This is a genomic window from Pseudoxanthomonas sp. Soil82, from assembly GCF_040446535.1.
Lineage (GTDB): Bacteria > Pseudomonadota > Gammaproteobacteria > Xanthomonadales > Xanthomonadaceae > Pseudoxanthomonas > Pseudoxanthomonas kaohsiungensis.
Genome location: NZ_JBEAAK010000003.1, coordinates 415712 through 428266, shown reverse-complemented (window position 1 = coordinate 428266; position 12555 = coordinate 415712). Strand labels below are relative to the sequence as shown.

Annotated in this window: 8 protein-coding genes; 1 reads left to right on the top strand and 7 read right to left on the bottom strand. The window is 70.7% G+C overall.

What is annotated here, in order from left to right; all coding sequences use genetic code 11:
- Positions 1-76: 76 nt before the first annotated feature.
- The 7 genes from sucB to purB all read right to left on the bottom strand — a co-directional run bounded on the left by sucB (position 77) and on the right by purB (position 9771).
- Positions 77-1309 carry a dihydrolipoyllysine-residue succinyltransferase gene (sucB, locus tag ABKA19_RS10910; RefSeq protein WP_353688915.1) on the bottom strand — a complete coding sequence of 411 codons (1233 nt, stop codon included), beginning with the start codon at positions 1307-1309 and terminating at the stop codon, positions 77-79.
- A 70-nt stretch (positions 1310-1379) separates the two neighbouring features.
- Complete coding sequence (locus ABKA19_RS10905; protein WP_353688914.1) at positions 1380-4211, bottom strand: 2-oxoglutarate dehydrogenase E1 component; 2832 nt, start codon at positions 4209-4211, stop codon at positions 1380-1382.
- Positions 4212-4709: 498 nt separating this feature from the next.
- On the bottom strand, positions 4710-5609 hold the full coding sequence (locus ABKA19_RS10900) for a GNAT family N-acetyltransferase (protein WP_353688913.1): 900 nt from the start codon (positions 5607-5609) through the stop codon (positions 4710-4712).
- Positions 5606-6859: a JmjC domain-containing protein gene (locus tag ABKA19_RS10895; RefSeq protein WP_353688912.1), complete on the bottom strand. Its 1254-nt coding sequence runs from the start codon at positions 6857-6859 to the stop codon at positions 5606-5608. Before ABKA19_RS10895 ends, ABKA19_RS10900 begins: the two co-directional genes overlap by 4 nt.
- Entirely contained in the window at positions 6856-7254 is a 399-nt protein-coding gene (locus ABKA19_RS10890) for a VOC family protein (RefSeq protein WP_353688911.1), read from the bottom strand. The genes ABKA19_RS10895 and ABKA19_RS10890 overlap by 4 nt, the downstream gene beginning before the upstream one ends.
- A 25-nt stretch (positions 7255-7279) precedes the next feature.
- The gene (gene bla, locus ABKA19_RS10885; protein ID WP_353688910.1) at positions 7280-8185 is read right to left on the bottom strand and encodes a subclass B3 metallo-beta-lactamase; all 906 of its coding nucleotides are present in this window, start codon (positions 8183-8185) and stop codon (positions 7280-7282) included.
- Between the two features lie 215 nt (positions 8186-8400).
- Complete coding sequence (gene purB, locus ABKA19_RS10880) at positions 8401-9771, bottom strand: adenylosuccinate lyase (protein ID WP_353688909.1); 1371 nt, start codon at positions 9769-9771, stop codon at positions 8401-8403.
- An 887-nt stretch (positions 9772-10658) separates the two neighbouring features.
- Here purB and ABKA19_RS10875 point away from each other — a divergent pair.
- The gene (locus ABKA19_RS10875; RefSeq protein WP_353689009.1) at positions 10659-12041 is read left to right on the top strand and encodes a class II fumarate hydratase; all 1383 of its coding nucleotides are present in this window, start codon (positions 10659-10661) and stop codon (positions 12039-12041) included.
- Positions 12042-12555 lie beyond the last annotated feature (514 nt).

The window sequence follows — 12555 nt, the reverse complement described above, 5'->3', positions numbered from 1 at the left end:
AGCTGGATCGCGCTTGGCTTCCGCCGGCCCTGGCGAAAACGGCGCCGCCCTTCCGGGGAAGGGCGGCGCGGGGGTCTTACAGCCCGAACAGGATCCGGTTCGGGTTCTCGAGCTGGTTCTTGATGTCCACCAGGAACTGCACCGCGTCCTTGCCGTCGATGATGCGGTGGTCGTAGGACAGGGCGATGTACATCATCGGCGCGATCACGACCTGGCCGTTCTCGGCGATCGGGCGCTCCTTGATGGTGTGCATGCCCAGGATCGCGCTCTGCGGCGGGTTGACGATCGGGGTCGACATCAGCGAGCCGAAGGTGCCGCCGTTGGTGATGGTGAAGGTGCCGCCCTGCAGGTCGTCCAGGCCGAGCTTGCCGTCGCGCGCCTTCTTGGCGTAATCGGCGATGCCCTGCTCGATGTCGGCGAAGCTCTGGCGCTCGACGTTGCGCAGCACCGGCGTGACCAGGCCCTTGTCGGTGGACACGGCGATCGAGATGTCGGCGTAGCCGTGGTAGATGATGTCGTCGCCGTCGACCGAGGCGTTGATCACCGGGAAGCGCTGCAGCGCGTTGGCCGCGGCCTTCACGAAGAAGCTCATGAAGCCCAGCTTGATGCCGTGGGCCTTCTGGAAGTCCTCGCCCAGCTCCTTGCGCGCGGCCGACACCTTGGCCAGGTTGACCTCGTTGAACGAGGTCAGCATCGCGATGGAGTCCTTGGACTGCATCAGCCGCTCGGCGATGCGCTTGCGGATGCGGGTCATCGGCACGCGCTCTTCCGGACGCGCGCCACCGGCCTTGCCGGCGCCGCCGGACTTGGCGTAATTGACGATGTCTTCCTTGGTCACCGCGCCGCGGCGGCCGGTGCCCTCGACCTGCGACGGGTCGATGCCTTCCTTGCTGGCGGTGAAGCGCGCGCCCGGCGGCAGGTCGCCACCCGATGCAGCGGCCGGGGCCGGCTTGGTCGAGGCGGGCGCGGCGGCTTCGGCCTTGGCCGCGCCGGCCTTGGCCTGCACTTCCTCGGCGCCGGCGGCCGGCTTGTCGTCCTTCTTCGCCTCGGCCGGGGCTGCGGCGGCGGTGGCGCCTTCCTCGATGATCGCCAGGACCTGCGAGCTGGTGACGGTGTCGCCTTCCTGGAACTTGATTTCCTTCAGCACGCCGTCGACCGGCGAGGGGACTTCCAGGACGACCTTGTCGGTCTCCAGGTCCACCAGGTTCTCGTCGCGCTTGACCGCGTCGCCGGCCTTCTTGTGCCAGCTGGCGATGGTGGCGTCGGAGACGGATTCGGGAAGGACCGGAACTTTGACTTCGGTGGCCATGGGGCGTCCTTGGGGCGTATGTCGGTAGGGCGGAAGTATCGGGGGTTGCCGGTTGCGGCGCGGTGACGCGCTATTCGGCGGCGAGCTGGTTGCCGGGCGGGTTGACCAGCGCGTCAGCGACCAGCTTGAGCTGCTCTTCGACGTGGTCGGCGAAGTGGCCCACCGCCGGCGACGGCGAGCGCGTGCGCCCGGCGTAGCTCAGCGCCTGGCCCTTGGCCAGGCAGGCCTGCAGGTGGTGCTTGATCTGGTACCAGGCGCCCTGGTTCTGCGGCTCCTCCTGGCACCAGACCACCTCGGTGGCCTTGGCGTAGGTCTGCAGCACCGTGGACAGCGCCTCGCGCGGGAACGGGTACAGCTGCTCGACGCGGACGATGGCGACGTTGTCCTGGCCGCGCTTGAGCTGGTCCTCGAGCAGGTCGTAGTAGACCTTGCCCGAGCACACGACCACGCGCTTGACCTTCTTCGGGTCGGCGCTGGTGTCCGGGATCAGGTGCTGGAACTCGCCGTTGGCCAGTTCGTCCAGGGTCGACACGGCCAGCTTGTGGCGCAGCAGCGACTTGGGCGACATGACGATGAGCGGCTTGCGCGTGCTCATCTTCATCTGCCGGCGCAGCATGTGGAAGCACTGGGCCGGGGTGGTCGGCACGCACACCAGCATGTTCTCCAGCGCGCACAGCTGCAGGAAGCGCTCCAGGCGCGCGGAGCTGTGCTCCGGGCCCTGGCCTTCGTAGCCGTGCGGCAGCAGCAGGGTCAGCCCGGAGATGCGGCCCCACTTGGCCTCGCCGGAGGCGATGAACTGGTCGATCACCACCTGGGCGCCGTTGGCGAAGTCGCCGAACTGGCCTTCCCAGATGTCCAGGGTGTTCGGGTCGGTGGTGGAGAAGCCGTACTCGAACGCCATCACCGCCTCCTCGCTGAGCAGCGAGTCGATGATGGTGGCCTGCTCGGGGGTCTCCACCAGCTGGCGCAGCGGCAGGTAGTAGCTGTCGGTCTTCTGGTCGTGCAGCACCGCATGGCGGTGGAAGAACGTGCCGCGGCCGGCGTCCTGGCCGACCAGGCGCAGGCCGTAGCCTTCCGAGAGCAGGGTCGCGTAGGCCAGGTTCTCGGCGAAGCCCCAGTCGCCGCCGATCTCGCCGGCCGACATCTTCAGGCGGTCCTCGTAGATCTTGGCCACGCGCGGGTGCAGCGAGACGCCCTGCGGGATCGTGTTGATGATCTTGGCCAGCTGGGTCAGCGTGGCCTTCTTCACCTTGGTGTCGACCGCGTCGGACAGCGTGCCGGAGAGGTACTTGGACCAGTCGATGGTCAGCTCGTAGTCCTCCGGCTTGGAGGCGGCCAGCTCGGTGGTGACCTCGCCGGCGTCGAGCTTGTTGCGGTACTCGTCCACCAGCGCCTTGCCGGCGTCGGCGGCGATCACGCCGGCCTTCTCCAGCTGCGCGGCGTACATCTCGCGGGTGGTCGGGTGCTTGCGGATGGTCTGGTACATCAGCGGCTGGGTCGCCGCCGGCTCGTCGGCCTCGTTGTGGCCGTGGCGGCGGTAGCAGACCAGGTCGATGACCACGTCCTTCCTGAACTGCTGGCGGAACTCGTAGGCCAGCTTGGCCACGAACACCACCGCTTCGGGGTCGTCGCCGTTCACGTGGAACACCGGTGCGCCGACCATCTTGGCCACGTCGGTGCAGTACAGGGTCGAGCGCGCATCTTCCTTGTTGCTGGTGGTGAAGCCGACCTGGTTGTTGATCACCACGTGCACGGTGCCGCCGACGGCGAAACCGCGCGCCTGCGACATCTGGAACAGCTCCATCACCACGCCCTGGCCGGCGAAGGCCGCGTCACCGTGGATCAGCACCGGCAGCACCTGGCGGCGCTCGTCGTCGCCGCGGCGCTCCTGGCGCGAACGCACCGAGCCGGCGACCACCGGGTCGACGATCTCCAGGTGCGAGGGGTTGAAGGCCAGGGCCAGGTGCACCGGCGCGCCCGGGGTGGCGATGTCGGCCGAGAAGCCCATGTGGTACTTCACGTCGCCGGCATGGGCGCGCTCGTCGTGCTCGAACTTGCCCTCGAACTCGTCGAACAGCTTGCGCGGGTTCTTGCCCAGGGTGTTGATCAGGACGTTGAGGCGGCCGCGGTGGGCCATGCCGATGACGATGTCCTTGACCTTGTCCACGCCGGACTGGCGGATCACCGTGTCCAGCAGCGGGATCAGCGAGTCGCCGCCTTCCAGCGAGAAGCGCTTCTGGCCGACGTACTTGGTGTGCAGGTAGCGTTCCAGGCCCTCGGCCGCGGTCAGCCGCTCCAGCACGCGCTGGCGGGTCTCCGCGCTGAGGTTGTAGTCGCCGCCGGCCAGCTCCAGGCGCTGGTACAACCACTGGCGCTGCTCGACCTCGGGGATGTGCATGAACTCGGCGCCGATCGAGCCGGTGTAGGTCGCCTTCAGGCGCGCGAGCAGGTCGCGCAGCTTCATCCGCGGCTGGCCGGCCAGGCCGCCGGTGCTGAATTCGCTGTCCAGGTCGCGCTCGGACAGGTCGTGGAAGGGCAGGCCCAGGTCCGGCGGGTTCATCGGCGGGGTCAGGGCGAGCGGGTCGACCTTGGCGCCCAGGTGGCCGCGCGAGCGGTAGGCGGTGATCAGGCGGCCGACGTTGCGCTCGCGCTCGTCGCCGACGGCCGGCGCGGTCGCATAGCCGTTGTTGGCGGCGTGGCGGGCGGCGTCGGCGACGTGGGCGATGACCGCCGAGTGCGGGACGTCACCGGCCTCGCGGCCCTTGAACCCGTCGAAGTAGGCCTTCCACTTCGGGTCTACGCTGTCGGGGGAGACCAGGTACTGCTCGTACAGGTCCTCGATGAAGGCGGCATTGCTGCCGAGCTGCGATGACTGCGCAAACTGCTTGAGTAGGTTGTCCACGATGGAGTCGCGTCTGGGTGGGGGATGGGCCGCAACCGGCCCAGGCCCGGCGTAGCGGGCGTGACAGCCGCAAAAGTATACCCCCCATCGCCCGTTCAGGGACCTAGACGAAGGCCGGATTTCCCGGTCCGGGGGTCATGGGAGTGCGGCGGTTCACACTGTCGCGGGCCAGGCGCGGGAGGACATTCCCGGTGGGCGACCGCCAGCGATGCACGCGGGCGGCGCGCGCCACGGGGCCGATCTCGGCGTGCGCCTGGTGTCGGGCAGGGCGGATGAAGTCGGCGTGGCGCCTGCGGGCGGGCCGGACGGGGAACCGGGAGGGCGTCGTTTGCCGGGTGGCGTCGGGTCGCCGATGAATCGGCTCCTACACAAAGCCGCGTCGCTGCATGGGCGGAAACGGCGCCGCATTGTAGGAGCCCATCTTCATGGGCGACCCGACACCGCCCCGATGGCGACAGCCACGCACGCCGACGACGGGTCGCCCATGAAGATGGGCTCCTACAGGACGCGGTACTCGGTGCAGGGGCGGGAGCGTTCCCAGATCCGGTCGAACTCCAGTTGCAGGCGGCGCGCGAGCGGGCCGTCCTCGACCCCGCCCTCGCCATCGAAGCGATGGCCCAGCGGCCGGAACAGCGCGCCGCCGGTGTCGTTGAAGGCGAAGGCCGATGGATAGCGCGCATCGACCGGGTCCTTGACCTCGCGGAAGGCGAACACGCTGGGCAGGCGCTGGGCCAGCGGCAGGATCGGTGCGCCGGACCGCTGCGGGGTCGCCGCATCCTGCAGCAGGATCCGCAGCCGCCGCTCGCCGGGGCGGACGGCGAAGCGGCGCAGGGCGTCCAGCACGTCCTTGCGGTCGAGCAGGCCCGGGTCCATCGCCCGGCTGTACAGCGCCAGCTCGCGGCGCGCATGGGTGGCCAGGGCGATCAGCACCGCGGCGGCGGCGTCGGCGTCCTCGACCGGGCTGGCGCCGGGCAGCCGCCGGCGCATCAGGCGATGGCCGATCCCGGCCTCTTCGAACACCGGACCGGAAGGCACGAACCCGGCGCGCGCGTAGAACGGCAGCGCATGCAGCTGCGCGTGCAGGGTGACCTCGGTCCAGCCGCGCCGCCGCGCCTCCTCGAGCAGCCCGGCCAGCATCGCCTCGCCGATCCCGCGCCCGCGCTCGCTCGCCAGCACCGCCATCCGGCCGATCCGCCGGTCCGGGGTCAGGCGCGCGGTGCCCAGCAGGCGGCCGTCGGCATCCAGCGCCATGACATGGAAGCTGAGCGGGTCGAGCGCGTCGCGCTCCAGCGCGGCCGGCACCTGCTGTTCATCGATGAACACGGTGGTGCGCAACGCATGCAGGCGTGCGTGGTCCTGGGCGTACGCGGCTGCGACGATGGAAACCGCGGGACTCATGCGTCGCCGTCCTCGCCGTCCTCGTCCGGGTCGTCGGCCAGCAGTCCGTAGTGGCCGGCCTGGTAGAGCGCGTAGGCGGCATCGCGGCCGTCCTGCGAAAGCGATTCCCAGGCCGGGCCATCCAGCACGGTGGCATCGGCCAGCAGGATCGCATCGTCGACCGGCACGACCAGCGCGCGGCCGCTGCAGTAGAGGCTGGCGCCGTCGTCGTGGCGCCGGCGCCAGGCCAGGCGCGAGGCCGGGTGGCGTTGCAGCGCCGCGCCGTGGGCCAGGTCCCATTCCAGTTCGATGCGCGGGCGCGGCTCGCCGCCGGGGATGACCTCGCCGGCGGCGCGGTAGGTGGTGATGAAGCGTCCGAACCAGTCGCCCAGCCGGTCCGGATCGTTCATCCGGATCGCGTTGAGCGCCTCGACCACGCGGTTCATGGCCGCGGTGTCGATCTCGTTGGGATCGGCCGGCACGGCCAGGTCCTCGTCGTGGTAGCGGATCGCCTCGTCGGCATCGACCAGCACCTCGTCCAGCCAGTCGCCGATCAGCTCGGACGAGGAGGGCGCGCGCATGCCGACCGAGAAGGTCAGGCACGGGTCCTCGGCCACGCCGTGGTGCGGCACCAGCGGGGGCAGGTAGAGCATGTCGCCCGGGCCCAGCACCCAGTCGTGGGTGGGCTCGAAGTGGCGCAGCAGCTTGATCGCCACGTCCTCCTGGAAGCCCAGGTCCGGCGCCGGCCCGCCCATGGCCACGCTGGCGTCGATCTGCCAGCGGCGATGGCCGTAAGCCTGCAGCAGGAACACGTCGTAGTGGTCCACGTGCGCGCCGACCGACCCGCCGGTGGCGGCGAAGCTGACCATCACGTCGTCGATGCGCCAGCGCGGCAGGAAGCGGAACTGCTCCAGCAGCGCGGCCACGTCCGGATCCCATTTGTCGACGTCCTGGACCAGCAGGGTCCAGTCATGGTCGGGCAGGCCGGGGAAGTCGTCCTCGGCGAACGGGCCGGTGCTCACGTCCCAGCGGCCGCTGCCGCGGTCGTGGCTGATCAGCCGGGCCAGCACGCCGTCCTCGCAGGCCAGGCCGGCCAGGTCGTCAGGCATGAGCGGGGTCTGGAAGCCGGGGAAGGCGTTGCGGACCAGCAGCGGGCGCTTGTGCCAGTAGTCGCGCAGGAACAGCGCCGGGTCCATCCCCAGCGGCGGCAGGGCGGCGGCGTCGACCTCGAACGGCAGGGCGGCGGGGAAAGTCTTCTTGCGGGAGCTCATGAGGCGATCTCGTCGTAACCGCGGCCGAGGAACTGGAGCAGGCACCAGCCGTGGCCGAACGGGTCGGCCAGCTGCACGATGCGGCCCCAGGCGGCTTCGCGTACCTCGCCTTCGGCGCGGGCGCCGGCGGCCAGCGCGCGGGCCAGGGCCGCGTCCAGGTCTTCGACCACGATGTCCAGGTGGAGCGGCGTCCAGTGCCGCCGGTAATCGCGCGCCGAACCGGCCGCGCCTTCGCTGCCGGCATCCTTGCGCAGCAGGTAAAACGGTACTGGTGCGCCGGTCATCTCGAGGACGGCGTCGCCGAAGCGGCGCGCGGCGGCCAGGCCGAACGCATCGCGGTAGAACGCCTCGGCGCGGGCCAGGTCATCGACGTCGATGTTGATCAGCAGTTGCACGTCGGATCGCGTCGTGTGGGGCGGTTCAGCGCGCCGGCGGCGCGGCGGCTTCGTCGGCCAGGCGCTTGTCGAGGCGCGCGCGGGCCTGGGTGGCATAGGCACGACAGGCGCCGTCGCCCGCCAGCGGCTGGCCGGCGCCGGGGCCCAGTCGCGACCACAGTGCGCTGGCGCCCGGATGCGGGGTGACCAGGATATCGCAGGGCAGGGCGGCGACCGCGTCCAGGGTGCGGCGGAATCCGGCGACGTAGCCGGCATTGGCCGGGTCGGTGAAGCGCCACTGGTCGTCCGAGATCGCGGTGAGGCTGTCGACGTAGGCGATGTCGCGGCACGAGCCGGCCTCGCAGGAGCGCCAGGTCCAGCTGGTGCTCCCCGGCGCATGGCCGGGCGTGGCGTGGGCGGTGAGCCGCAGCGGGCCCAGCGCCAGCACCTCGCCGTCGGCGATGCGGCGTACGCCGGCGACCGGCGCCATGGGGTCCAGCTGCCCGTACTGCGGGTCGCCGCGATCGCTGCCGCCGCGTTCGAGCACGACCGCGGCCGGCTCGAGCGCGACCACGGTCGCACCGGTGGCCGCCTGCAACGCGGCGATGCCGCCGGCGTGGTCGAAATGCTCGTGCGAGCCGACGATGTACTTCACGTCCTCGAGCCGGAAGCCGGCGGCGCGGATGTTATCCGCGATCAACGCCGCGCCCGTGGCGGTGCCGCCGTCGAGCAGCACATGGCCCTGGGGCGAGGTCACCAGCAGGGCGGTGATGCCGCAGGTGCCGACGTACCAGGTGTTGCCGAAGACATGGACGGGCGGCGACGGGTCGTCCCAGCCGGCGTCGGCGGGGCAGGCGCCGGCCGGCGTTGCCGGGGCGGCGCTGGCGCTGGAGGGTGTCAGTGACAGGGCCAGCAGGGTCGCCAGCGCGCCGGCGGTTTCGAGCAGTCGCATGGATCGTTCGCTGCGTTCGGGCTGGCCACTCTATCAGCCGGGCGGCACGCGGCTGATCGACCCACCCGGCGTGCAGTCCTGGTGTGCCCGCGGCGTCGCGTAGAGCGGGGCTTGCCCCGCTGCTCCTGGCTTCATGGCGAGACGTCCGGAAAGCGGCGGGGCGAGCCCCGCTCTACGCGATCAAGGCAAGGGGGGCGTGTGCAACACCCGGGGCGTCAGATATCCCGCGCCAGCCGCTCGGCCAGGCCGGTGTAGCCGGCCGGGGTGAGCGCGGCCAGGCGCGCGCGCGCGTCCTCGGGCAGCTCCAGCGAGGCGACGAAGCGACGCATGGCCTCGGCATCGATGCCGTCCTGGCCGCGGGTCAGCGCCTTGAGCTGTTCGTAGGGATTGGGCAGGCCGTGGCGGCGCATCACCGTCTGCACGGCTTCGGCCAGCACTTCCCAGGCCGCATCCAGGTCGGCATCCAGGCGCTGCGGGTTCACCTGCAGCTTGCCCAGGCCCTTGCCCAGCGAATCCAGCGCGACCTGGGTGTGGCCGAAGGCGGTGCCCAGCGCGCGCAGCACGGTGGAGTCGGTGAGGTCGCGCTGCCAGCGGCTGATCGGCAGCTTGGTCGAGAAGTGCTCGAACAGGGCGTTGGCGATGCCGAAGTTGCCTTCCGCATTCTCGAAGTCGATCGGGTTGACCTTGTGCGGCATGGTCGAGGAGCCGACTTCGCCTTCCTTGAGCTTCTGCCTGAAGTAGCCCAGCGAGATGTAGCCCCAGACGTCGCGGGCCAGGTCGATGAGCACGGTATTGGTGCGGCGGATCGCATCGCCCAGCTCGGCGACGTTGTCGTGCGGCTCGATCTGGGTGGTGTACGGATTGAACGGCAGGCCCAGGCTCTCGACAAACTTCTGCGCGAACGCCGGCCAGTCCACGTCCGGGTAACTGGCCACGTGCGCGTTGTAGTTGCCCACCGCGCCGTTGATCTTGCCGGTCAGCTCGACCGCGGCGATCTGCCGGCGCTGCCGCTCCAGCCGGGCCACGACATTGGCCACTTCCTTGCCCAGCGTGGTGGGCGAGGCGGTCTGGCCGTGGGTGCGCGAGAGCATCGGCTGGGCGGCCTGGGCATGGGCGAGCGCGCGCAGCGTGGCGGCGATGCCGTCCAGCGCCGGCAGCAGCACGCTGTCCCGCGCCTCGCGCAGCATCAGCGCATAGGACAGGTTGTTGATGTCCTCGCTGGTGCAGGCGAAGTGGACGAATTCCAGCGCCGGCCCCAGCTCGGCGTCGTCCTTCAGCCGCTCCTTGATCAGGTACTCGACCGCCTTGACGTCGTGGTTGGTGGTGCGCTCGATCTCCTTGACCCGCGCCGCGTCGCCAAGCGACAGGCCATCGGCCAGCGCCCGCAGGCGCTGCACGGCGGCGTCGGAGAACGGCGCCAGCTCGACGATGCCCGGCTCGGCGGCCAGCGCCAGCAACCACTCCACCTCGACCTTCACCCGCGCCTTGATCAGGCCGTACTCGGAGAAGATCGGGCGCAGCGCGTCGACCTTGGAGGCGTAGCGGCCGTCGAGCGGGGACAGGGCGAGCAGGGCGGAATCCGACATGGGAGGGCGGGCTGGCTGGGGCGAAGGGGGCGCATAGTTTAGAGCCTGCCGGTCGGGGGCGTGGTTTCGGCCCTGGCTGCTGGGGATTGGCAGGGGCCCTGGTCGGTACCGGAGCGGCAGCGGTAGCGCGAGCAGGAGCTGGTGCCGGAGCTCGCGCCGGAGCTCGCGCCGGAGCCGGAGCAGCAACGGGAGCAGAAGCAGAGGCAGAGGCAGAGCAGGAGCGGCGTTGCGAGCTCCGGACGGGGCCGCCGCGCCGCGGGGATCGGGGTCACCGCTCGGGCGGACGTCCTGTCCGTACTCGCGGCCGTGGCACATCCCTGTGCCACTTGCCCCCGATCCCCGGGACACGGCGACCTCGGCGCTCAGGGGGCAGGTCTTCGATCGAACTCTCCGGTAGCAGCAAGTGCCGCCGGGCCTGGCCATGGCGGGTTGGAAGCAACCGAAGCCGCAACATCAAGGCGCAAGCAAGACGTGGCGGACCGCAGGGGTCGTGGCAGCGGACAAGGATGTCCGCGGTAGCGAGTCCGCACAGGGATGTGCGGTCGAGCGGCCACGACCCCTGCGGTCTGCCACGGCTCAGCCCGAAGCTGCTACGCCCCTGCCAGTCCGAAGCGACTCCACTTCATGCCGTCGCTCGCGCTTCTCCCGTCGCGATCGCTGGCGTCGTCATGCGGCGATCACCGCACGCAGATGCACGGGCGCCAGCCGCGCGCTGGCGTATGCTCGCAAGCCCCGCCAGCCGCCGGCGATCCCGGCTGCCCGCCGTAGTCCATCCCTCACTGGAGACGGTCATGAGCAAGACCCCCGCACGCCGCCGCCAGGCATCCGCCGCCAGGCCCCGCACCCGTGCCGGCGATGCCGCGCGCACCCGCACCGAACACGATTCCATGGGCGAGTTGCAGGTCCCCGCCGACGCCCTGTGGGGCGCGCAGACCCAGCGCGCCGTGCAGAACTTCCCGATCTCCGGGCGGCCGATGCCGCGCGGCTTCATCCGCGCGCTCGGCCTCGTCAAGGCGGCCGCTGCCGAGGTCAATGCCGGCCTGGGCCTGCTGCCGAAGAACGTCGCCGGCGCGGTGCGCGCGGCCGCGCTCGAGGTGGCCGCCGGCAACTGGGACGCGCATTTCCCGGTCGACATCTACCAGACCGGGTCGGGCACTTCGTCCAACATGAATGCCAACGAGGTGATCGCCGCGCTGGCCAATGCGTCGGGCAAGGCCGGCAAGGGCCAGGTCCACCCCAACGACCACGTCAACCTGGGGCAGAGCTCCAACGACGTGATCCCCACCGCGATCCGCGTGTCGGCGCAGCTGGGCGTGGTCGAGGAGCTGCTGCCGGCGATCGCGCACCTGCGCAAGACCATCGACCGGCGCGGCCGCGAACTGCGTCGCGTGGTCAAGACTGGACGCACCCACCTGATGGATGCGATGCCGCTGACCTTCGAACAGGAGTTCGGCGCCTGGTCCGCGCAGCTCAGGTCGGCGCAGGGGCGACTGGAAGACAGCCTCGGGCGCCTGCGCCGGCTGCCGCTGGGCGGCACCGCGATCGGCAGCGGCATCAATGCCGATCCGCGCTTCGGCGCGCGCACGGCCAAGGCGATTTCCGCGTTGGCCGGTACCAGGTTCGAGAGCGCCGACGACAAGTTCGAGGGGCTGGCCGCGCAGGACGACGCGGTCGAGCTGTCCGGCCAGCTCAACGCGCTGGCGGTGGCGCTGATCAAGATCGCGAACGATCTTCGCTGGATGAACGCCGGGCCGCTGGCGGGGCTGGGCGAGATCGAGCTGCCGGCGCTGCAGCCGGGCAGTTCGATCATGCCGGGCAAGGTTAATCCGGTGATCCCGGAGGCGACGGTGATGGCCGCCGCGCAGGTGATCGGCCACCACACCGCCATTACCGTGGCCGGCCAGACCGGCAACTTCCAGCTCAACGTGACCCTGCCGCTGATCGCGGCCAACCTGCTCGAATCGATCCAGCTGCTGGCCAATGTGTCGCGCCTGCTGGCCGACTCGGCGATCGCCGGACTCAAGGTGCGGCCGGACCGGGTGAAGGAAGCGCTGGACCGCAATCCGATCCTGGTCACCGCGCTCAATCCGGTGATCGGCTACGAGAAGGGCGCGGCGATCGCCAAGCAGGCCTACCGGGAAGGCCGTCCGGTGCTGGAAGTGGCGATGGAAGTCACCGGCCTGCCGGCGAAGACGCTGGCGCCGTTGCTGGATCCGGCCGTCCTGGCCAAGGGCGGCATCCACGGCAAGCCGGGCGGTGGCGGCGGCTGAGCGGTTCGCTGCGTTGGACCGCGATCGAGCGGGGTCGGGTCGAGCTTCCGGCGTATCGGCCTCTGGGCTGGCGGGGAGTGGCAGCTTCGGGCTGAGCCGCGGCAGACCGCGGGGGTCGTGGCCGCTCGACCGCACATCCCTGTGCGGACTCGCTACCGCGGACATCCCTGTCCGCTGCCACGACCCCCACGGCCCGCCACGTCTTGCATGCGCGTTGGGGGTAGCGGCTTCGGTTGCTCCGTCCGGCCTAGCTTCGGCTGTTCACGCGCAATCTGATCGAAGACCTGCCCCTGGAGGGCCGAGGCCGTCGTGTCCCGGGGATCGGGGGCAAGTGGCACAGGGATGTGCCACGGCCGCGAGTACGGACAGGACGTCCGCCCGAGCGGTGCACCTGATCCCCGGGGCGCGGCGGCCCCGTCCGGAGCCAGCGACCTGCGGCCGCCTTTGGCTTTGGCTCCGGCTCTGGCTCAGGGGTTGGCTTTGCCCAAGAGCAGCGCAACGCGGCGCAAAGCAG

Excerpts from the sequence above, each read along its gene's own strand:
- sucB (WP_353688915.1), bottom strand. The coding sequence starts at position 1,309 with ATGGCCACCGAAGTCAAAGTTCCGGTCCTTCCCGAATCCGTCTCCGAC.
- ABKA19_RS10900 (WP_353688913.1), bottom strand. The coding sequence starts at position 5,609 with ATGAGTCCCGCGGTTTCCATCGTCGCAGCCGCGTACGCCCAGGACCAC.
- ABKA19_RS10895 (WP_353688912.1), bottom strand. The coding sequence starts at position 6,859 with ATGAGCTCCCGCAAGAAGACTTTCCCCGCCGCCCTGCCGTTCGAGGTC.
- bla (WP_353688910.1), bottom strand. The coding sequence starts at position 8,185 with ATGCGACTGCTCGAAACCGCCGGCGCGCTGGCGACCCTGCTGGCCCTG.
- purB (WP_353688909.1), bottom strand. The coding sequence starts at position 9,771 with ATGTCGGATTCCGCCCTGCTCGCCCTGTCCCCGCTCGACGGCCGCTAC.
- ABKA19_RS10875 (WP_353689009.1), top strand. The coding sequence starts at position 10,659 with ATGGGCGAGTTGCAGGTCCCCGCCGACGCCCTGTGGGGCGCGCAGACC.